A 19,669-nucleotide genomic window follows, 5' to 3' on the forward strand; every position below is an offset into this window, starting at 1 on the left:
CGAGGATAAAATTTTTCGTATAACGCCGATATCGGCGCATTTGGGCATTTCTGGACGGTCACTAAACCCGTTCAATCCGCTCCCATCCCCATAGCCCATAAGGTTTGAAGAGCAAAAAGATCGCCATGAAAGCAAAAGGCGCGATCTCCTTGACTGCCCCGGGAAAATACCGGTCCAGGTAGGTACCGCACAGATTCTGCAGCACACCGATGATAATGCCGCCCACAATGGCACCGGGCACGGAATTGAGCCCGCCCAGCACCACGGCCGGCAGCACCAGCAGTCCGAGATAACTCACGGAAATATTCAGCCCGTTGATGTTCCCAAGCAAGGTCCCGCCCACACCGGCGGCCATGAAAGCAATGGCCCAGGCCGCCGCGTAAACGAACCGCGCGCTGACCCCCACGGACAGGGCGGCCATTTCATCGTCGGCCGTGGCCTGCATGGCCAGGCCCCAGCGGGTGTATTTGAAAAAGCAGACAAAGATGATCAACAGGACGATGGCGGCGATAAAACTCCACAGATACACCTGGCCGATGATCAGTGGGCCGATGTGGATCGGTTCAATGGAAAATACCGGCGGGGTAAACACCTGGGTATCGGTGCCCCAGATGAACTCCACGGTGCCTTTGAAAAAAAAGGAAAGCCCCACGGTAACCATGATCACCGTCAGCACCGGCTCGCCGATCAGTTTATCCAGAAAAATGCGCTCAGTCAGAATGCCCAGAATAAATCCGATAACCAGTGAAAACGCCAGGGCCAGTAAAAAGGGTACGCCCATGGAATAAAAACTCAGTGAGACATACGCGCCGATCAGCGTCATTTCCCCCATGGCCAGATTGAGTACCCCCGAGCATTTGTAGATCAGCACCCATCCCAAGGCGACCAGGGCGTAAATGCCACCCACCATGATCCCTGTTGTCACCGTCATCAGAAATAGTTCCATTCGCGTTTCTCCTGTATCCAGTCCAGATGGTATCAATCCGTCAGATGAATGATGCGCATATCGGTTTTGATGTGCGCTTCGCGACCATCCTCATATTTAATGGTCGTATCGATGTGCACGCTGTCGGCATCGGTATAGAGTGCATCCACGATCACGCGATAGCGTTTTTGTACAAACGCCCGGCGCAGTTTGCGCGTGCGGGTCAGCTCGTCGTCATCCGCATCGAATTCCTTGTAAAGATTGGTAAATTTGGCCACCTTGGCCGCATCGGGAAGATCCTGGTTGGCCTGGCGGATCTGCTTTTCGACCAGATCGTAGACCTCCGGTTTCTGGGAAAGCTCCTGATAGCTGGTGTAGTTGAGCTTTTTCTCATCGGCCCATTTGCCGACCACATTGTAATCGATGCACAGTACCGCCGTGATGTAGTCCTTCTTGTCCCCGATCACCCAGGAATCCCGGATATAGGGGCTGAACTTGAGGCGCGTTTCCAGGTATTGGGGAGAAAACGGTTTTCCATCCCTCAGGGTGAAGACATCCTTGGTCCGGTCGAAGACCACCAGATGGCCGTCATCGTCGAGAAACCCCTTGTCATCGGAGTGGAGCCAGCCATCCACCAGGGCCTCTTCCGTGGCTTCGGGGTTTTTGTAGTAGCCGAGGAATACGGACGAACTGCGGGTAATGATTTCGCCATCCTCGGTAATTTTGATCTCGGTGCCGGGAATGGGATGCCCCACGGTGTCGAATTTGATGTCCCCATCGCGATGGACCACGCTGATCCCGGCCACCTCGGTCTGGCCGTAGATCTGTTTGAGGTTGACCCCCAGGGCATGAAAAAAACGGAAATGGTCGGGCCCCATGGCTGCACCACCGGTGTACGCATGCCGAACCCGGGTAAGTCCCAGGTGATCCTTGAGTTTTTTCTGGACGGTCACGTAGGCCAGCCATTCGAGGATCTTCCAGACGATGGGCACCGGCTGTTTCTTGAATTTCAGGTTGGCCACACGATAGCCGATTTTCGACGACAGGCTGAAAAACTGGCGTTTGATCCAGCTGGCGTCCAGATGCTTGACCTGAACCGAGCGGGTCATCTGCTCGTACATGCGCGGCGGAGCGAACATGACGTGGGGACCGATCTCACGGATGTTCTCCTGGGCGGTTTCCGGCTCTTCAGGAAAGTTGATCGTGTATCCGATCTGGAGGCCGCAGGAAATAGACATCATCTGCTCGCCGATCCAGGCAAAAGGCAGATAAGAGACATAGTCGTCCGTGTCGTAACAGGGGTCCACGGCCATCAGGTGCTGGCCCATGGTGAGCATGTTGTTGTGGGAAAGCAGCGCGCCCTTGGGCAGCGAGGTGGTTCCCGAGGTATAGAACAAAAGGGCCACATCATCACCGTGCCCGCGACCGATCATTTCGTCGAAAAGATCGGGCTGCGCTTTTTCAAGCTCCCGGCCCAGGGCCATCACATCCTTGAAACTGTTCAGGTAGTCCTGGTGATAGTTGCGCATGCCCTTGGGGTCGTCCCAAATGACCTTCTCCAGCTTGGGACACTCCCCGATGATGGAAATCGCTTTATCGACCTCTTCCTGGCCCTCTCCGAAAAGAAACTTGGTGTCCGAATGATCGATGATGTATTTGACCTCATCGATCAGGCAATCCTGGAACAGCCATACGGCCACACCGCCGGCGCACAAGGTGGCCATTTCGGCCCACAGGCCCTCGGGCCGGTTGTCGCCGATCATGGCAACCTTGTCGCCTGGCGCCAGTCCCAACTGAACCAGCCCCAGGCTGAGATATTTCACATTCTCGAGATAGTCCTGCCAGGTGATGGGCCGCCACAGCCCGAATTCTTTTTCCCGCATGGCCACCCGGCTGGCGCCGTAATGCCGGGCCTGATGGACAAACAACTTCTGGATGGTCAGTTCCCTGGTAATCTCGATACCGCCGTCCGCCGACTTATGCACGTGTTGCATACAGATCCTCTTCACCCAGATAGGCTTTGATCACTTCCGGATTGTTTTGAACCTCCTCGGGGGTCCCATCCATGATCATGTTACCAAAATTCAGCACAAACACGCGATTGGACAGGTCCATGACCACCCCCATGTCGTGCTCCACCAGCAGGCAGGTCACCCGCCAGCGTTTTTCCTCGTTGATGTCGAGGATAAATCGGGCCATGTCCTCGACTTCCTCGAGGTTGAGACCGGCCAACGGCTCATCCAAAATGAGCAGTTCCGGCTCCAACGCCAGGGCGCGCCCCAACTCAACCCGTTTTTGAAGGCCATAGGGAAGCATGCCGACCGGCTTGTGACGAATCTGCTCGATCTCCAATAGATCGATGATTTCCTCCTCGATGAAGGTCCGGTGCTCGATCTCCTCCCTCTTTGTCTTTCCCAGGTAAAAGGCGCCGCTCAGGATTCCCGACTTGTAACGGACGTGTCGGCCCAGACGGATGTTGTCCAGCACCGTCATGCCGCCAAACACCTCGACCTTCTGGAACGTGCGGGCAATGCCCAGCTTTGCCCGTTGGTAAGGCTTGCGATGATTGATGGGAGTGCCTTTGTAGCGGATGGTTCCTTTTTGGGGGCGGTAAAGGCCGTTGATGATGTTCATCATCACCGTCTTGCCCGCCCCGTTGGGTCCGATAACCGAGTGAATTTCACCTTTTCTGATGGCCAGGTTGATGCCTGAAAGGGCGGTCACCTTTCCAAAATGCATGTGGACGTCCGCTAACTCGAGGAGGGCGTCCCTGTCTTTCAAATCATCTGCAGTTCCCAACCGTTCGCCTCCATTCCATTGATCCTGGCAGATTTTGCATACGACGATGAATTCAATTCATAAGATGATCTGCTCTTTTTTAATATATCTATACTTGACTTAACACCCGATTGCAAGGCGGTGTCAAGTTGATAAAATAGCAGGTTAATAGTGGTCAATAACCACTATTCTTCAAAGGAAAGCAGGTGCGTCCGCAAATTGATTTTCTTGTTGCGCAGGCCCAGTTTGGTACGAATGTGGTGCCGGTGAAAAAGCACCGTGTTTTTTGAAATCAGAAGCAGCTCGGCAATTTCCTTGTTGGTCTTGCCTTCCTTGATCAGATTGGCCACACGGATTTCCATGGGAGTGAAATTAAGATAGCGCGAAGAGATTTTGCTGATGAACGGCGAGATGATGTTTTCCAGATTGGCCTGCAGGATCTCCATCATGGTTTCCTGATGAGAATCCAGCCGGCCCCGTCGCAACCTGGCCAGGTATGGCAGTACCAGTTCCTTGATATTGGACAGAACGTTTTCCTGGACTTCACGTTTGTCTTCTTCTCGCTTTTTGAGCAGCACCCGCAGGGCCGTGTTGACCTCTTCCAGATGGCTGGATTGGGCCCGCAGCGCCGCCTCGGCCCGTTCCCTGACATCGACCTGTTGCTTGAGCCGGCGGTTGGCCTCGGCCAGCTCGGCCGTGCGTTCATGCACCAGCTCTTCCAGTTGGCCGTGGTATTGCTGCAGGGCCTCTTCGGCCCGCTTGCGGGCACTGATATCCCGCAGGGTCACGATGTTGCCCACCAGTTGGTCGTCTTGATTCTGCAACAGCGTAGAGCTGATTTGAACATCCAGCACCCGGCCGTCTCGGGCCAGGCGCTTGGTTTCAAACATGGTGATTTTCCTGCCGCTGAGCATGCGATCGATAGCGGCCTTGGTCTCCGGCCAACACGCTTCGGGAACAAAATCGATCTGTTTGCCGAGCAGTTCGTGACGGGAAAATCCAAAGGTCTGCTCGAAGGCGGGATTGACGTAGGTCGCCTCACCCTTCATGTCATAGACCACAATGGGGTCCGGCGATGATTCCAGAAATGAGCGATAGCGCTGTTCACTTTCACGGATCCGGGCTTCGGCTTTTTTGCGCTCGGCCAGCTCCTGAATCACCTTGCTGTACAAGGTGGCCTTCTCGAGGGCCAGCAAGGCAAGCGCCGCAAAACGTTCAAGAATGGCCACATCTTCCTGGTCGAATCGTTTGTCAGGATCAACATGGGCCAGTCCGATCACCCCTTGAACCTGTTGATCGGATTTTAGCGGGATGCCCACAATACAGCGTAAGCCGTCAAGGGACGGATCCGTCAGCCGGCCGGGCCAGGCACTGTAGTCATCGACCAGTATCGGCGCTTCCGCCTGCCAGACCGCCCCGCCCATGCCTTCGCCGATCCGTACCGATCGTCCCAACTGACCTGAAAAAAAACCTTTTCCAAGCCGCATCTGCATGACCTGCCGCTCGGGGTCGAGCAGGTAGATGTAGCCATGGGCCGTTCCGGTAATGGCGGCTGCCCGTTCAATAATGGTTTCCAGCAATTCTTCCTTTTCGATTTTGTCCAAAAGCCCCAGGGCCGTTTCGTGCAATGCCCTCAAAGAGGCATTTTGACGCTGGACCGCTCGATCGACAAAGGAAAGGTCCGGACCGCCGTGCGTGTCCGCGGCAGGATCTGGATGGGCCATGGGTTCAACCTATATCACCAAAATTTTGCGTACTGCATCAACGATTTCTTGCGGATCATCCAACACCTGAATGATATCCATATCTGTGAGTGAGATACGGGCATTTTTCAGTAACTGCTGATGGAGCCAGGCAATCAACCCCTGCCAATACTCACTTTCGACCAGGATAATGGGAAACGGACGGATCCGTTGCGTTTGCACCAGGGTGATTACCTCAAACAGTTCATCCAGGGTCCCGAATCCGCCGGGCATGACCACGTAAGCCGCAGCGTACTTGATAAACATCACTTTACGGATGAAGAAATATTTGAACTCCATCTGGGTTGTTGCGAAATCGTTGGGTTTTTGTTCAAACGGCAAGCGGATGTTCAGGCCCACCGAGGGACCGCCGGCGGCACTGGCACCTTTGTTGGCGGCCTCCATGATGCCGCCGCCCCCACCGGTGATGACACCAAAGCCGTTCTTAACGAAAAGACCGGCCAGCGCTTCCGCTTTTTTGTATTGCGGATCATCGGGCGTTGTACGTGCGGAACCGAAAAAACTGACCGCTGGTCCCAGGTCGTGAAGTCCTTCAACACCTTCTACAAATTCGCCCATAATTTTAAACAGCCGCCAGGATTCGCCCAGCTTCAGGTCATCGATTAAAAACTGCTTTTCAATTGCCCCCATCATTTCCCCCATCATTAATAGCGATTACAACATCTGACATTCAAATAAAATTTCAGATTCAGCGCACAATCGGTCGACAGTTGTTACTGCTACCTGAATTTATTAGCAATTATCTTATATTTCAGGATCAGGCTTGTCAATGTTTACACATTGACATTAGCTGCAACGGTTGATAAGTAATTTAGGTTTAATGAAAGGGAGGATTCCCTTTTTTTTATTTTTAAAAATTATGAAACCAGACAAATCGATTACACTTCGGATTATCAATGCCTTGGGGCTGCATGCCCGATCTGCTGCCAAACTGTCCAAAATGGCCGGCGAAGCCCAGGGTGCCATATGGATAACAAAAAACGGCAACACGGCCGATGCCACTTCTTTGCTGGACGTTCTGACCCTGAATTGTCCCAAAGGCACAGAGGTCACGATTACCATCGATGACGACGCCGATCAAAACATCCTGGCACGTATTGCGGCATTGATTCGTTCCGGGTTTGGAGAGTAGTTGTTCATGGAAGATCAAGAATCCCAGGAAATTATCCTCAAAGGGATCGGTGGATCCCCCGGTATCTGCATCGGCAAGGCTTACCTTGTGGACAAAGAAGGGGTTGATGTCGTCAAGCGTTATATTGTTCGCAAGGATTCGCTTTCCGCCGAGGTATGTCGTTTTAAAACAGCGGTAAAAAAAGCCCGCGAAGCCTTGCGCCAGATTATCGACAATATCCCCGAGGAGTTTCGCCAGCATGCCCAGATTTTAGAGACCCACATGCTGCTGCTGGAAGACAAGATGCTCTATGACCGGACCATTGAAGTCATTGAAAAAGAGCAGGTCAATGCCGAATGGGCCCTTAAAAAAGTGGTCTCCCTGGTCAAGCCCATGTTTGAAAACATGACCAACGACTATCTCAAGCAACGGGCCGAAGACATCACGCATGTATCCGATCGCATCATGGACAATTTAACGGGTGCAGACCATGTGGACATTGCCCGGATTGACAAACGGGTCATTCTGGTCGCCCGGGATCTGTCACCGGCGGAAACCAGCCAGATTCAGCTTGAACGCATCAAGGGGTTCGTGACCAACCGTGGGGGACGGGCGTCCCATACCAGCATCATTGCCCGCACGCTGGAAATCCCCGCGGTTTTGGGCGTGGGCAACGCCACGCTTAAAATCAACAATGACGATATCATTATCGTAGACGGCAAAGCCGGCATCGTGGTGGTCAACCCCACGGAAAAGACCCTTCTGGAGACTGAGGAGCGCCGGGAACGATACGAAATCCAACGGGCGCTGATGGTCAGGCAAAGCTATCTGCCGGCCCAATCCAAAGACGGTGTCCGGATTTCGGTGATGGGCAACATTGAACTGCCTGAAGAGGTAGTCTCTTTGCTGGATCACGGCGGTGACGGCATCGGCCTGTACCGAACTGAATTTCAGTATCTCAGTCGCCGGGATTTTCCCACGGAGGAGGGGCTGTTCGAAAATTACAAGGATGTGATCGATGTCATGGGCACGCGCCCCGTGACCATCCGCACCCTGGACATCAATGGTGACAAGGCCTTGAACTATATTCGCGACAACCCGGAACCCAACCCGGCACTGGGGTTGCGCGCCATTCGTTATTGTCTGCGCAAACCCGACATCTTCAAGACGCAGTTGCGGGCGATCCTGCGTGCGGCAGCTTTTGGTAATGTACGCATTCTCCTGCCGATGATCTCTGGGGTGGATGAAGTGCAGCAGGCCATAGTTCTACTTGATGAAGCCGCCCAGGAGTTGGCACGACAGGGGGTGCCTTATAACCGGGACATCCCCGTGGGAATCATGATCGAAGTTCCGTCAGCCGTGATTATGGCAGATATTCTGGCCGACATGGTCGATTTTTTCAGTATCGGAACAAACGATCTGATCCAATATACCCTGGCCATTGACCGGGGTAACCGTCATGTGGCCCATCTGCACCAACCGCTGCATCCGGCCATTTTGCGTATGGTCAAGCGGACTTGTGACATCGGCCGGGAAAAGGGCATCCCGATCTATATGTGCGGCGAAATGGCCGCCGATCCCATTTTTACACCCATTTTACTGGGATTGGGCGTGGATGAACTGAGCATGAACCCCCAGGCCATCCCCATGGTCAAAAATGCCGTCCGGGCCATGGACACATCGGATCTTGGGGCGTTTTTGGAAGAAGCGCTGCGGCTGACCACGCCGAAAGCCGTAGAAGCGCTGCTTAAGCAAACATACGGGTCCATCGTATCGAATATCGAGCCCGTATAACAGGAGTTAATCGTCCCTTGGAAAAAAACCACATCAAACTGGTGGCGGAAAACCGAAAGGCCCGGCACGATTACATTATCGAGGACACCTTTGAATCGGGAATCGTGCTGGTCGGCACCGAAGTCAAATCCCTGCGCATGGGCAAAGCCAACCTCAAAGATTCCTATGCCCGGATAAAAAACGGTGAAGTGTTTGTTTACCAGATGCATATCGGCATGTATCCGTTTGCCTATTACAACAATCACGAGCCACTTCGTCCGCGTAAGCTGTTGTTGCATCATTACGAAATCAAAAAGCTCTATGGGAAGGTCAATGAAAAAGGCTATTCCCTCATCCCCTTGAGACTTTACTTCAAGGCCGGCAAAGCCAAACTCAGCCTGGCCCTGGCCCGGGGCAAAAAAAGTCATGATAAACGCGAAACCATCCGGCGGCGGGATCAGAAACGGGAACTGGAACGGGAACGAAAAAACAACCGATGACACAAACGGTCGATGCATACGCCTCTACTCCAAGCCAGCAGCTTGGATCCTCACACAGGGGAAGCGCCACCCGAACCATGAAAAAGAAATCTGCCCCCCACTTGAAAAAGCCCCCGGTGTTCACTGGTCCAAGGGAACGGCTGAGCCAGATGCTGGTCCGTATGCGTCAGCTGGAAGGCAACCCCCACTATATCGCCCTGGGCATGGGGGTGGGTATTTTCATTTCCATTACCCCCATTATTCCGTTGCAGACGATCGTAGCCGTCACCCTGGCGTTTCTTGTCCGGGGAAGCAAGTCAGCGGCGGCACTCGGAACCTGGTTGAGCAATCCGCTGACCATTCCACTCGTCTATTACGCGGACTATAAGCTCGGCTGTGTACTGTTGAATTGTCAAACAATCGTGGAAAATATTGCCTTTGACTCCTTTTCCCAACTCATGGGTCTGGGTCTTGAGGTCACCAGTGCCATGTTGTTGGGCAGTCTGGTGATCGGATTGGTTTTGGGGGTCGCCGCCTATTTTATCACGTTTCGGGTATTTGCTTCCATTCGGCGTCAATCCAATCCATCATCCCCCCATTCAGGGCCAACGCCATGACTGCGCCGCGGACCCTGCTTACCGCTTGGAATATCCAGGCCAAAAAGCAACTGGGTCAAAATTTCTTAAGTGATGCCAATGTTGCCCGGCGAATTGTCGAACACGCCCAGCTGACCGATGACGACGTGGTGCTGGAAATCGGCGCCGGGTTGGGGGCAATCACCCTGCCTGCGGCAAAGGCCGCCCACCAGCTGATTGCCGTGGACAAGGACCGACAATTGATCGGGCTGCTCAGGGCCGAACTGCTGGCCGCCGGCATCAACAACGTCGAGATCCGGGAAGCCGATATCCTGCGGCTGGATATAAACACCCTCGCCGGCCAGGTTGACCGGCCATTGGTCGTTATGGGCAACCTGCCCTACAACATCTCATCCCAGGTGATCGTCAAACTGATCCACGCCCGGCAGTATGTGGACCGGGCCGTGCTCATGCTGCAAAAAGAAATGGCCCAGCGCATCTGCGCCGGGCCCGGTTCCAAAACCTATGGCCGGCTGTCGGTCATGCTGCAATACTGCGCAACGGCCCGGGAGCTGATGCAGGTCAAGGCAGCCCAGTTTTTTCCGGCCCCCAAGGTGGATTCCACAGTCATCGGTATCCGTTTCAGCGACCCGCCCCCCTTTCCCGCCATTGATGAAGCCCTTCTTTTCCGCGTCATCAAGGCCGCCTTCGGCAAACGCCGCAAGACATTGCGTAACGCCCTTTCACAAAGTGACTTGCAGCTGGACCCCGCTACCTGCGAAATGCTTCTCACCCAGGCCGAGATCGATCCCACCCGGCGCGCCGAGACACTTTCGGTGGCGGAGTTCGTGCGCCTTAGTAATGCGGTTGCAACCAAAGACAACAGTTAGCGCCTGTTTGAGAAATTCCTCAATCATAAGGTTTTAATATTTCAGCTAATGGGCCGCCGTCCCGCCAGGCCCAGCAGGTGTTTTTCAAATTGCTCATCATGCCCACATAAATTTCAGGATCGAGAGGCTGTCTGATTCTGGCGCTCCAGGCCCCCTGAAAGGCGGCCGGCGCCATGGCCGTCAACAACGTCAGCAGATGGGTGCACCCTTTTTTTCGATCAATCCGTTTTCTGACCTTTGCGGTAAAGCCGGCAGCAATGCGCATTCCCTTGATTGCATCCAGGCTTTCTTGCGTTTCAAGGCAGTCCCCACGGGGCACCGTGGGAAACTCCACCTCGATATCAAGGATCGTCAGCTCCGGCACATGAAGCGCCATGCGGATAATCATATGATGAACGGTATGGGGCGGCCGAACCTCTCCGGAGTACATGTGTGAGTCGCAAAACCGGCGGTCTTGAAGCTCGCCCTCGACGATGACGGTATCCTCCCGATCGCCTTCATAAATAACGGTATCGATTTTACGGTTATGGATTTTCTGCTGTTTGGTCTTGTCCAGTTTGATCATGGCTGTGGGAACTCCTTTTCGCTGGTCGTTTTACGGTAAATTGGCCATTTCAGCACGGACACTATCCACACAATGGCCTAACGACAAGCAAAAAGTTCATTAAAATTTTCATTGATATAAGTGCCGAATATTGACATACTTTTTGTAATATTATCCTGTTACGCCATCACATCGACCGCCGGTTTGGCGAGATGAACGGCGTGATCTGCTCCGTTGATGCACTGAACAGGGAAAAACGCCATGCAAACGTTCAAAACACCCTTTCGCAAGCCCGAATTCCAGGCGCTGATTGCCTGTTTGGCGTTATTGTTTTTCAGCTGGCCGATACTGACCATTCTTGAACCCATGCGAAACGGGTTTGTATTTTACTATCTCTTCGTTGCTTGGGGCGTTGTGATCGTTTTTTTATTGCTGATCGCCATCAGTCATCGATAGTTGGATTCGGAAAAGGGTCTTTCGAACCCGAGCCGAAGGACTGACCGATGTTCCACCCCCTTATCGTTCTCACGACCATCCTGCTGTATGCGGGCGGCCTGTTCCTCATAGCGCTCTGGGTGGAGCGGCGCGCTGCGGCAGGCCGAAGTCCGGCCAATAATCCCGTTGTTTATTCTCTTTCCCTGGCCGTTTATTGTACAGCCTGGACCTACTACGGAAGCGTGGGCATTGCCGCCACCTCCGGGATGCTATTTCTGACCATCTACTTTGGCCCGACCATACTGATGGTGCTCTGGTGGGCGGTATTGCGCAAGTTAGTGCGCATCAAACACTTGCAGCGCATTACCAGTATTGCCGATTTTATTTCCGCCCGCTACGACAAATCCGAAATGATTGCCGCCCTGGCCACGCTGATCGCCCTTGTGGGCGTCATGCCCTACATCGCACTGCAGCTTAAAGCCATCCTCTCCACATTCGACATCATCACGGCATCCCCGGACACAGCACCGGACTGGGTTCACTCACATATGGGCCTTGTCGTCGTCGGACTGATGACGATCTTGACCATCATCATCGGTGTTCGCAAGCTTGATCCTACCGAACGGCATGAGGGGATGATCATGACCCTGGCCGTAGAGTGCGTGGTTAAGCTATTGGGACTGATCGCCGCGGGGATTTTTGTAACCTATTTTCTCTACGATGGCTTCGGTGACATTTTGCAGCGCCTCGCGGACAGCCCATTTCAGCATCTGATGAGCATTGCCGGCGAAAAAACAACTCCGTATCTGACATGGATGACCTATCTGATTCTGGCCATGTCCGCCATTTTACTGCTACCCCGTCAATTTCATGTGGCGGTTGTCGAAAATTCCGATGAAAAACACATCCTCACGGCCATGTGGCTTTTTCCGCTATATCTGCTGTTGATCAATATTTTTGTTTTCCCCATTGCCGCGGGCGGACTTCTGAAAGGCTACCCAAGCTCGGCTGCAGATACGTTCGTTTTGCAGCTACCCATCGATTTTGGCGCCGGCTGGCTGGCGATGCTCGTGTTCATCGGGGGCATTTCGGCAGCCACCGGTATGATCATGGTCAGTTCCGTGACCCTGTCCACCATGATCATCAACCACCTTTTCCTGCCGCTGATCCGCGGCATCAGGGGGACGGCTTTTCTGCGCAAGCATCTTCTGGAATGCAAATGGGCCGCCGTGGTGCTTATCATCGCCGCTGGCTATTGGTTTGAACAAAGGGTGATGGCACCTTACAAACTCGTGAACATCGGCATCATCTCCTTCGCTGCGGTGCTTCAATTCGCACCGGTGGTGGTGGGCGGCATCTGCTGGCGGGGGGCAAACAAGAGGGGGGCCGGCCTGGCCTTGGCCAGTGGGTTTGCCATCTGGTTTTACACCCTGCTTGTCCCGTCGATGATCAAAAGCGGACTTTTGAACTCAGACGTTTTGTCCACGGGTCTGTTTGGGATAGGCTTTTTGAAGCCTGAAGCCCTTTTCGGCATGGCGGTATTCGAACCGTTGACCCACAGTGTCTTCTGGAGCCTGCTGTTCAACATGGGCTTTTTTATTTTCGGTTCCTTGATTTTCAAACAAAGCGCCCAGGAAGAAAGCCTCGCCGAAGAATTCGTCGGCAGTCTCACGGCCGTTTCCAGCCTGCGACGCTCGCTTTCCCAGGATGCCTACATCGATCTGCCGGCCAAAGAACAACAGATCGAGGCACTGTTGACCCAGTATCTGCCCGAAGCGGAGGTCAGATCGAATCTTTGCGGCTGTTTCAAGCGACTGGGCATGGAAGGCAAATCCCGAATCACCATCCATGAACTGCTGATGCTCTATCAGGCCGTGGAAAAATTTCTGGCCGGTTCCATCGGCGCACCGGCAGCGCACAAGGCCATGACCCACAGCAATATTTTCAGTACCAGGGAAACCAATGATCTGATGGAAGTGTATCGACGGGTCCTGGCCGATTTTCGTGTTACCCCCCAGGAATTGAAGGACAAGATAGACTACTATCAGGAAAAGGAGGCCCTGCTGACCACCCATGCCAAAGAGCTGCAGGAACTCAACAGAGCCCTGGAATTGCGGATTGTCGAGCAGCACGAAATTGAAATGGCGCTGGCCCGCTCAGAGGAAAAATACCGCAGCATTTTTGAAAACGCCCCCGAAGGGATTTTCCAGTCCTCACCCGATGAGCGCTTCCTCAATGCCAGCCCGTCCATGGCACAGATTCTGGGCTACGATTCACCCAAAGCGTTGATGGAAACAGTGACCAACATCCGCAAGCAGCTGTATGTACATTCCCATGAGTGGCAAACCTTGGTCACACTCCTGGAACGTGACAATTCGGTCACCGATTTCGAATGCCAGTGTTATCGTAAAAATGGCACCGTCATTTGGGTTTCCATCAGGGCCCGGGTCATTCGCGACGAAGCAGGCCATATCCAGTATATCGAAGGGTTTGTCCAGGACATTGCCAAGCGCAAGAAAGCGGAGAGTGCCCTTCAACAGGCTTACCGCGATTTGGAAAAACGGGTTGAAGACCGAACAGCGGCGTTGCGTAAGGCCAATGAAGCCCTGCGCATCACCACGGAAGCAGCCGAAGCGGCCACACGGGCAAAAAGCGAGTTTCTGGCCAACATGAGCCATGAGATCCGCACCCCCATGAACGGCGTCATTGGTGCAGCAGAGCTGGCGCTCGGCGAGGAAATGCCACCCAAGGTCGCCAACTACATGAAAATTATTCATTCGTCAGCCTACTCACTGCTCAGCATCATCAACGACATTTTGGATTTCTCCAAAATCGAAGCCGGAAAACTCGAACTGGAAACTCGCTCCTTCCAATTGGATGAAGCACTGGACAAGGTGACCGATGTGTTTGTCAACAAGTCTGGGAAAAAACACATCGAACTGCTGGTGGAGATAGATGAGCAAGTGCCGCTCGCCCTGGTCGGCGACCCGTTCCGGCTTCAGCAGGTGATTAAAAATCTGATTGATAACGCCATTAAATTCACTCCCAGCGGGGGCGTTATTCTGTTGGGAGTCAAACCGGAATGGCTAAAGGCCGAGAAGGTCGTGCTTGCGTTTTCAGTCAAGGACACCGGACAGGGCATCGATCCCGAGCACAAACGGATTCTGTTCCAACCGTTTACCCAGGCGGATGCGTCCACCACCCGCAAATACGGTGGCACCGGTCTGGGGTTGACGATCTGCAAACAGCTTGTGGAGATGATGGGCGGCCGCATCAATGTGGAAAGTGAGTTGGAAAGGGGCAGCACATTCACCTTTACCGCTCGTCTGGGCCGTCAGCCCGTCGATCAGGAAGAGCGCTTCGTGGCGCCGATGGCCGTCCGCGGCCTGCGTGCATTGGTGGTGGATGATTGCGACGAAAACCGCAGGATCATCCAGAAAACGCTGGCCTCGTTTGGCCTGCGCGTTGAAACGGCATTGTCGGGGGTAGCAGCGCTGGAACGGCTGAAAAGTTCCGCAATGAAGGAAAAACCAATCAATCTGATTATCCTGGACTGGCTGATGCCGGGTTTGGATGGCATTGAAACGACCCGGAAGATTCGTGATGACCTGCATCTTAAAATTCCGATCATTCTGATGACGGCTTTCGGCCGTGAGATGAAACAACGCGATGCCGAAAAGGTCGGAGTTAATGGTTTACTGATCAAACCGATCTATCCGTCGGCCCTGTTCAACGCCATTTTGGATGCGTTTGGCGAACAAGCCCTGACAACCGGTGTACGGAAAGACAAGCTGGCCACCCGGGCCTCGATTTACAAAAAGCGCCTCAACGGTGCCCGCATTCTGGTGGTCGAGGACAACCCCACCAACCAGCAAATCGCCCTCGCGATTCTGGAGGATGCCGGTATCATCCCTGAAATCGCCAACAATGGCAAGGAAGCACTCGAGATTCTGCACAAACGATCGTTCGATGCAGTCCTGATGGACATCCAAATGCCTGAAATGGACGGCTACGACGCCACCCACTGCATTCGTGAGGATCCGCGCCTGGCTGACCTACCGGTTATCGCCATGACGGCGCACGCCATGAAAGGCGACGAGGAGAAGTGTCTGCGGGCCGGGATGGACGGGTACGTATCCAAACCCATCAACAGTGATATGATGTTCCACACGCTTTGGAAAGCCATTCGCCCATTCAGACGAGAGTATGCGCTGGAAAACGGGGAATCGATCAGCACGACAAAGCCGGAGGCTCCCGGAGCGGAAGATGTGATTTTGCCGGACGCGCTGCCGGGTTTCAATATCAGGGACACCCTGGCGACCCTCAATATCGATCCGGCCACGTTCAAACGCATCCTGCAGGGGTTTTACCGCAACAATCGCGATACCATGGCCCGGATCAAAATGGCCGTCGAGCAGGCGCAGTGGGATAAACTGCGCAAGATGGCGCATAGCCTCAAAGGCAGTGCGGCCAATATCGGTGCCGACACACTGCATTTGGCGGCCAAAACGCTTGAACGCACCTGTGCCGACGAAACCCTGTGCCCGCCGGAAGCCAAGTTGATCGACGACCTGGAAAGCGCCATGAATGAAATCCTTGAATCGCTCGGCGCTTTAGTGCCCCCTGATAGTGACATGATCGGGGTCGATCCAATGCCGACCATGGATCCTGCTCTGACCCTGCCGGCCATCCATCGGCTATCCGAAGCGTTGGGAATTGCAAACCCTGAAGAAATCGATCAGGCCATGCACTCGGTGCGGCAGTATCTGGGCAACGCTATTCTGCAGCCACTTGAGAATTACATCAACGATTATGAGTATGACAAGGCACTAGAAGAATTAAAAAAAATCAGAGAACAATGCCAAACCCCGCCGCTTGACAGCGGCAAAAGCAGTGGATGAGCCTTTTTATTCGATCCAAGAAAAAGCCTCCAACAAGTATCTTGGAGGCTTTTTGAGTCTACAATTAATAATTTACCGGTCAACGTTCCAGCTCAGTTTCCGAATAGTCCTCCACCCGCATGTGCTGGGTCTGCCAGACATTGTTTTCGTTCATATATGACGCTAAGTTGCGGTTTCCCAGATGGGTCACCATTTGGATGTCTTCCTGGGCCTTGTCCGTATCATACAGTTTTGTGTGCAGGGTTGCCCGGCTGTAATAGGCGGCACCGTATTCCGGGGCCAGTTCAATGGCACGGTCGAAGTCCGCAAGAGCGGCTGAAGTATCACCTTTTTTTTCGTTGACCAGTCCGCGCATGTGATAGGCACGGGCATAATCGGGATTGACGGCAATGGCGCGACTGAAATCATTCCATGCAAAATCGAGCATGTCCAGTTTCAGGTAAGCCGCACCACGACTGATCCTGGCCAGGATGTTGGCGGCGTCATCACTTAGCGTCTGGGTAAACAGTTCAATGGATTTTTCGTAGTCATTATCGGCAAAAGCCAGCATTGCCGTTTCGAACAATTCCTTGGGCTGATCTTTGGTTTTCGTCATTGGAGTAACCTCCTTTTATCGTTACACAACCTTGAGGTGATGGTTGGTACGATTGTGTATGCATAGCAATTAACTAGCGCACCACCCAATTCACAAGGCTGAGGCCAAATACGTGTGTTTTTTTGTGGTTATCGAAAAATTAATGCCTTGCGCCCGATTTTCAACCGTTGGCGAAGGTAGGCAACAGGTAGGAAAATAATAGTCTAGTGCCCGTCCAGAAATGGCTAATTTGCCCGATATCGGCGTTGCGCGAAAAATTTAATCCTCGGAATATCAACTATATGCCTGTGGTTAAATTTTTCGGGCGCCTTGATCTCGACCAAATTTTCCTATTTCTGGATGGACACTATTATAGTTCAACTTTCCGTGGATAGCGCGTACCCACGGAAAATTGAATGGAATCCGAGGTGAGGCCTAAAAAGCAAAGGATTAGAACGGCCAGAAGCCGCTATCGTTCCAAATGCGTTCCTTTAGTTCTGCATCGATGGCGGCCAAAAATGCCAGATGCTCCTTCTCCCAGTCGGCCAACCACTGGTATAGTTTCTTTTCCTCAGGATCCTCGCTTTCGTCGGCACGGCCGGTATACAGTGCAATGGCGCGCTCTTCCATCAGCATGGCGGCTGAAATGGCCGCCGCCTCAAAATCCGCCGCGGCAATGCGCGCCTTGACCTCCGGGGTCAACACATTCTGAGCGATGGTCCCCATTTTGGAAGTGTCCGATGCGTTGAACTGACCCGTCTGTTTAAAGGCTTTAAATTGGTCGGAGAGAATTTTTACGTGTTCGACCTCTTCGGCCGCCATGGTTTCAAAGAATTCCTTAACATCGGCGTGGGTCGATTGGCTGGCCGCTGTTTGATAAAAGGCCTGGCCTCGTTTTTCCAATAGGATGGCACTCTTCAGAATATCCAGCGAACGATTTTTTGTCATCAATTCCTCCTTGGTCGATTAGCCCTACTGAAGGTACGGTTCCGGCAACTTTTGTGGTGACGCTATGTATTTTAGGATTTCCAAAAATATCTTGACTTGGTTTTATCAGCCCAGTTACTATCCCTTTCAAAAATGTGTGATGGCGATCCTTTGGTTATGGGGATCGGTGATGTTGACGTCGATCAAATCCGATCCGACACGCTTGATTATGCAGTCAGGCCCGTTGGATTAACTTTCAACAGAGTTTGAACATAAGAGATGCCATGGCGAAAAGCAAGCCACTGAGCGCCAGCATGGAAGATTACCTGGAAACAATTTACCATATTGTTTCTGAAAAAAAAGCCGCTCGCGCAAAAGACATTGCCGTACGGATGAGCGTCAACAGTGCATCGGTTACCGGTGCCCTGCGGCTGTTGGCCGAAAAAGGCCACATCAATTACGCCCCTTACGACGTTATTACACTCACGCCAAGCGGTGAAATCCTGGCCCGGGACATCGTGCGCCGCCATGAAATCCTGAAGGATTTTTTCACCAAGGTGCTGGATGTGGAGGAGCATATTGCCGAGGATAACGCCTGCCGAATGGAGCATGCCGTTTCACCGGTAATCATCGACCGGTTGGTACGCTTCGTTGAATTTGTTCAAATCTGTCCCCGCGGCGGAGAGGAATGGATCAGCGGCTTCCGTCAGTTTTGTGTTAAAAACGATGCCCTTGCCGGATGTGAAAATGCCATTTCCAAATGTCTGGATGATTTGAAAAAACGTCAAAAACAGTTTCAACAGTCCAGCCGGGAGATCATCACGCTGGAAAGTCTCACCCCCGGTCAAGTCGCACGACTGATTCGGGTCAAAGGCAAAGGCTCACTGGTGGACAAACTCAAGGAGCTGGACATCACCCCTGGCAGCATCATTGAACTCGAGGAGGTGGATCCCGATAGCTGCAGAATCGGCATCAAGGTACGAGGCTACCATCTGTCCCTGCGCAAGGACGATTTTTCAAAGATAGAACTGGAAATCATTCCCCCCACCTGACGCCAATCTGCAGGATCGAGCCCCCCTTTTTTGGAATGAGAGGCTCAAGACAGATTTTTGTTTTGTTTTTCCTTAATCCGTCGATTTCTCAAAGGGTTGTAAAACAGCCTAAAGCTTTTAGCAATTAGCTGTTAGCCGTTCGGATGCCTGGATTCTGCTAATAAAAGCTAACAACTAAATGCTAATAGCGGCTCATCGTGATCTTCCACACAATTCCACGATGAGCCGAATGGAATTTCAGGACTTGCTCCGCTTTTTCCCATTCAGTCGCGAACGCAGCCGTTCTGAACATTTGAAAGTCACAACCCGTCTTGCCGGTAGAATCGTGCTTTCTCCCGTTGCCGGATTGCGTCCTTTGCGGGGCTGTTTTTCCTTCACGCAGAATTTCCCGAATCCGCTGACCAGAACATCATCGCCGGATGCCAGAGAGCCTTTCACGCTTTCTATGAGCGATTCGATGACCTGGAATGATTTGTCCTTGGGAAAACCCAATTGCGAATACACTTTCTCGACGATATCGGCTTTTGTCAGTGCCATGGTACCCTTTCACAGATCTTTTTGGGGATGACTTTCAATTGACCCCATGATTTTTTGTCGACACCTTACTTGACGACGTTTTGCGTTGTTCAGGCAAAAGCCTATCGCCGCGATTCAATCGCCATGCGATCCGATAGCTGAAGGAAAACGAAAAGCTACCCGTTAACAACAATTAAGCCATGGAAATTCGATACTGTCACACCCGATTGATAAAAAATAAGGGGCCGGGCGTTGAGACGGTCAATTGCTCTGAACTTTTTGGCAGGAGTTCCGCGCCGACCCCGGCGGACATATTGGAGGTGCCATAGGCATATTCCGCTCTCCATTTATACAATGGGAAATGGATCCGTGCAATACCACATCCCATTAAAAACCTTGTCGCATTTTTGGTGATGTCACGTTCGG

The 19,669-nt window shown here is 52.8% G+C and carries 17 protein-coding genes; 8 read left to right on the top strand and 9 right to left on the bottom strand.

Features of this window, described 5'->3' with window-relative positions; all coding sequences use genetic code 11:
* Positions 1–61 precede the first annotated feature (61 nt).
* The 5 genes from Dvar_RS38425 to Dvar_RS38445 all read right to left on the bottom strand — a co-directional run bounded on the left by Dvar_RS38425 (position 62) and on the right by Dvar_RS38445 (position 6,099).
* Complete coding sequence (locus Dvar_RS38425) at positions 62–946, bottom strand: branched-chain amino acid ABC transporter permease (protein WP_419658758.1); 885 nt, start codon at positions 944–946, stop codon at positions 62–64.
* Positions 947–978: 32 nt separating this feature from the next.
* Positions 979–2,919: an AMP-binding protein gene (locus Dvar_RS38430; protein ID WP_419658759.1), complete on the bottom strand. Its 1,941-nt coding sequence runs from the start codon at positions 2,917–2,919 to the stop codon at positions 979–981.
* Positions 2,903–3,724 carry an ABC transporter ATP-binding protein gene (locus Dvar_RS38435; RefSeq protein ID WP_419658760.1) on the bottom strand — a complete coding sequence of 274 codons (822 nt, stop codon included), beginning with the start codon at positions 3,722–3,724 and terminating at the stop codon, positions 2,903–2,905. Before Dvar_RS38435 ends, Dvar_RS38430 begins: the two co-directional genes overlap by 17 nt.
* 164 nt (positions 3,725–3,888) lie before the next feature.
* Positions 3,889–5,427, bottom strand: a complete 1,539-nt coding sequence (locus Dvar_RS38440) for a PAS domain S-box protein (RefSeq protein ID WP_419658761.1) — start codon at positions 5,425–5,427, stop codon at positions 3,889–3,891.
* Positions 5,428–5,436: 9 nt separating this feature from the next.
* Positions 5,437–6,099: a TIGR00730 family Rossman fold protein gene (locus Dvar_RS38445; protein WP_419658762.1), complete on the bottom strand. Its 663-nt coding sequence runs from the start codon at positions 6,097–6,099 to the stop codon at positions 5,437–5,439.
* Between the two features lie 226 nt (positions 6,100–6,325).
* Between Dvar_RS38445 and Dvar_RS38450 the strand changes: the two genes are divergently transcribed.
* The 5 genes from Dvar_RS38450 to rsmA all read left to right on the top strand — a co-directional run bounded on the left by Dvar_RS38450 (position 6,326) and on the right by rsmA (position 10,294).
* The gene (locus Dvar_RS38450; protein ID WP_419658763.1) at positions 6,326–6,598 is read left to right on the top strand and encodes an HPr family phosphocarrier protein; all 273 of its coding nucleotides are present in this window, start codon (positions 6,326–6,328) and stop codon (positions 6,596–6,598) included.
* A gap of 6 nt (positions 6,599–6,604) precedes the next feature.
* Positions 6,605–8,371 (top strand): phosphoenolpyruvate--protein phosphotransferase, encoded by a 1,767-nt coding sequence (gene ptsP, locus Dvar_RS38455; protein WP_419658764.1) that lies wholly within the window; start codon positions 6,605–6,607, stop codon positions 8,369–8,371.
* Between the two features lie 17 nt (positions 8,372–8,388).
* Positions 8,389–8,850 (top strand): SsrA-binding protein SmpB, encoded by a 462-nt coding sequence (gene smpB / locus Dvar_RS38460; RefSeq protein ID WP_419658765.1) that lies wholly within the window; start codon positions 8,389–8,391, stop codon positions 8,848–8,850.
* Positions 8,851–8,927: 77 nt separating this feature from the next.
* Positions 8,928–9,446 (top strand): DUF2062 domain-containing protein, encoded by a 519-nt coding sequence (locus Dvar_RS38465; protein WP_419658766.1) that lies wholly within the window; start codon positions 8,928–8,930, stop codon positions 9,444–9,446.
* Entirely contained in the window at positions 9,443–10,294 is an 852-nt protein-coding gene (rsmA, locus tag Dvar_RS38470; RefSeq protein WP_419658767.1) for a 16S rRNA (adenine(1518)-N(6)/adenine(1519)-N(6))-dimethyltransferase RsmA, read from the top strand. Before Dvar_RS38465 ends, rsmA begins: the two co-directional genes overlap by 4 nt.
* Before the next feature lie 19 nt (positions 10,295–10,313).
* Here rsmA and Dvar_RS38475 read toward each other — a convergent pair whose 3' ends face one another.
* A complete protein-coding gene (locus Dvar_RS38475) occupies positions 10,314–10,859 on the bottom strand; it encodes a DUF2889 domain-containing protein (protein WP_419658768.1) in 546 nt (181 codons plus the stop codon).
* 240 nt (positions 10,860–11,099) lie between these two features.
* Here Dvar_RS38475 and Dvar_RS38480 point away from each other — a divergent pair, with 240 nt between their 5' ends.
* Together Dvar_RS38480 and Dvar_RS38485 are read left to right on the top strand one after the other, a co-directional pair.
* Positions 11,100–11,294: a hypothetical protein gene (locus tag Dvar_RS38480; protein WP_419658769.1), complete on the top strand. Its 195-nt coding sequence runs from the start codon at positions 11,100–11,102 to the stop codon at positions 11,292–11,294.
* A 47-nt stretch (positions 11,295–11,341) separates the two neighbouring features.
* The gene (locus Dvar_RS38485) at positions 11,342–16,174 is read left to right on the top strand and encodes a response regulator (protein WP_419658770.1); all 4,833 of its coding nucleotides are present in this window, start codon (positions 11,342–11,344) and stop codon (positions 16,172–16,174) included.
* Positions 16,175–16,253: 79 nt separating this feature from the next.
* On the opposite strand, the gene Dvar_RS38490 is transcribed toward Dvar_RS38485, so the two are convergent.
* Together Dvar_RS38490 and Dvar_RS38495 are read right to left on the bottom strand one after the other, a co-directional pair.
* Complete coding sequence (locus Dvar_RS38490; RefSeq protein ID WP_419658771.1) at positions 16,254–16,769, bottom strand: tetratricopeptide repeat protein; 516 nt, start codon at positions 16,767–16,769, stop codon at positions 16,254–16,256.
* Between the two features lie 429 nt (positions 16,770–17,198).
* A complete protein-coding gene (locus Dvar_RS38495; RefSeq protein WP_419658772.1) occupies positions 17,199–17,696 on the bottom strand; it encodes a ferritin-like domain-containing protein in 498 nt (165 codons plus the stop codon).
* 263 nt (positions 17,697–17,959) lie between these two features.
* Between Dvar_RS38495 and Dvar_RS38500 the strand changes: the two genes are divergently transcribed.
* A complete protein-coding gene (locus tag Dvar_RS38500) occupies positions 17,960–18,727 on the top strand; it encodes a DtxR family transcriptional regulator (RefSeq protein ID WP_419658773.1) in 768 nt (255 codons plus the stop codon).
* Positions 18,728–18,964: 237 nt separating this feature from the next.
* Here the strand turns inward: Dvar_RS38500 and Dvar_RS38505 are convergent, their stop codons facing one another.
* On the bottom strand, positions 18,965–19,264 hold the full coding sequence (locus tag Dvar_RS38505) for an integration host factor subunit alpha (RefSeq protein WP_419658774.1): 300 nt from the start codon (positions 19,262–19,264) through the stop codon (positions 18,965–18,967).
* Positions 19,265–19,669 lie beyond the last annotated feature (405 nt).

Origin of the sequence: Desulfosarcina variabilis str. Montpellier (assembly GCF_048565275.1) — a bacterium.
Taxonomy (GTDB): domain Bacteria; phylum Desulfobacterota; class Desulfobacteria; order Desulfobacterales; family Desulfosarcinaceae; genus Desulfosarcina; species Desulfosarcina variabilis.

Excerpts from the sequence above, each read along its gene's own strand:
- Dvar_RS38425 (WP_419658758.1), bottom strand. The coding sequence starts at position 946 with ATGGAACTATTTCTGATGACGGTGACAACAGGGATCATGGTGGGTGGC.
- Dvar_RS38430 (WP_419658759.1), bottom strand. The coding sequence starts at position 2,919 with ATGCAACACGTGCATAAGTCGGCGGACGGCGGTATCGAGATTACCAGG.
- Dvar_RS38440 (WP_419658761.1), bottom strand. The coding sequence starts at position 5,427 with ATGGCCCATCCAGATCCTGCCGCGGACACGCACGGCGGTCCGGACCTT.
- Dvar_RS38445 (WP_419658762.1), bottom strand. The coding sequence starts at position 6,099 with ATGATGGGGGCAATTGAAAAGCAGTTTTTAATCGATGACCTGAAGCTG.
- Dvar_RS38450 (WP_419658763.1), top strand. The coding sequence starts at position 6,326 with ATGAAACCAGACAAATCGATTACACTTCGGATTATCAATGCCTTGGGG.
- ptsP (WP_419658764.1), top strand. The coding sequence starts at position 6,605 with ATGGAAGATCAAGAATCCCAGGAAATTATCCTCAAAGGGATCGGTGGA.
- Dvar_RS38465 (WP_419658766.1), top strand. The coding sequence starts at position 8,928 with ATGAAAAAGAAATCTGCCCCCCACTTGAAAAAGCCCCCGGTGTTCACT.
- rsmA (WP_419658767.1), top strand. The coding sequence starts at position 9,443 with ATGACTGCGCCGCGGACCCTGCTTACCGCTTGGAATATCCAGGCCAAA.
- Dvar_RS38475 (WP_419658768.1), bottom strand. The coding sequence starts at position 10,859 with ATGATCAAACTGGACAAGACCAAACAGCAGAAAATCCATAACCGTAAA.
- Dvar_RS38480 (WP_419658769.1), top strand. The coding sequence starts at position 11,100 with ATGCAAACGTTCAAAACACCCTTTCGCAAGCCCGAATTCCAGGCGCTG.
- Dvar_RS38485 (WP_419658770.1), top strand. The coding sequence starts at position 11,342 with ATGTTCCACCCCCTTATCGTTCTCACGACCATCCTGCTGTATGCGGGC.
- Dvar_RS38490 (WP_419658771.1), bottom strand. The coding sequence starts at position 16,769 with ATGACGAAAACCAAAGATCAGCCCAAGGAATTGTTCGAAACGGCAATG.
- Dvar_RS38495 (WP_419658772.1), bottom strand. The coding sequence starts at position 17,696 with ATGACAAAAAATCGTTCGCTGGATATTCTGAAGAGTGCCATCCTATTG.
- Dvar_RS38500 (WP_419658773.1), top strand. The coding sequence starts at position 17,960 with ATGGCGAAAAGCAAGCCACTGAGCGCCAGCATGGAAGATTACCTGGAA.
- Dvar_RS38505 (WP_419658774.1), bottom strand. The coding sequence starts at position 19,264 with ATGGCACTGACAAAAGCCGATATCGTCGAGAAAGTGTATTCGCAATTG.